This is a genomic window from Nocardioides sp. GCM10030259, from assembly GCF_042666375.1.
GTDB lineage: Bacteria > Actinomycetota > Actinomycetes > Propionibacteriales > Nocardioidaceae > Nocardioides.
In genome coordinates this window covers 1-858 of the sequence record NZ_JBHTDF010000023.1, presented here as the reverse complement: position 1 = coordinate 858, position 858 = coordinate 1, and the positions used below count along the sequence as shown (strand labels likewise).

The 858-nt window shown below is 73.2% G+C and carries 1 protein-coding gene; it reads right to left on the bottom strand.

The window, feature by feature from the left end:
- Positions 1–535, bottom strand: a 535-nt coding sequence (locus ACFQQI_RS18300; RefSeq protein WP_378566765.1) for a DUF222 domain-containing protein, incomplete at its 3' end; no start/stop codon positions are given.
- Positions 536–858: the final 323 nt, after the last annotated feature.

Sequence of the window (858 nt, the reverse complement as noted above, 5' to 3'; positions counted from 1 at the left end):
CCGAGAGCCGGGCCATGGTGTCCGGCGCGGGGCGCAGCGACACGTGCCGGTCGCCCTCCGCCTTCGCACGGCGGTCCACCACGGCGGCCGGGTCGGTGGTGGCGACCAGGGCCCGGGTCTCGGCGACCAGGCGCCGGTCGCCCCACCCCTCGAACGGGTAGCCGCCCTCCTCGTCGGGTGCGCAGATCGCGGCGTCCACGACCGCCCGGTCCTCCGGTGTCAGGCAGCTGGTCTCGCGGGCGATCAGGGTGGCCCGCCACTCCGACAGCGCCCCGGCGGCCAAGGCGGCGCGGGTGTGCGGGAGCTCGGTGGTCAGCGCCTTCGCGAGCCCGACGTAGCGGACCGCGCGGGCCGGGGACTCCCGCCGCGCGTGCGCGACCAGCCCGGCGGCATCGTCGGGACGCAGTGCCGCGAGCCGGGCGGTCAGGTCGGCCTGCTCCGCCGCGGCCCGGGACTTGCGGTCCTCGAGGTCCCGGATCGCATCCACCAGTGCAGCCGCCTCTTCGGCGCTGGTGTCGAGCGGGTTCTGAGCCATGGTCCATTGTATCGAACAGGGGTTCGATACGTCAAGATCGTGTGCACCCAGATCCGCGTCGTGGGTGCGGTCGGAAGGCCGGCGACGGGCCGCAACCCCGCGCCCGCCGCGTCCCCGCTTCGCTGCCTGTCGGTCAGAAGCCCAACGAACCCGCAGGGTGCCCACACTCACCGCGCGCGCACGCGCTGAAGGGGTCTCGACAAGCTCGACCACCGGTGCCGACGACCAACCCGCAGGTAACTGAACCGCCCCGGGATGTCCGGAGGCTTCATTAGTTGGAGGATGAAGTCATGGCACGTCCCAGCAAGTACCCCCGGGAGCTG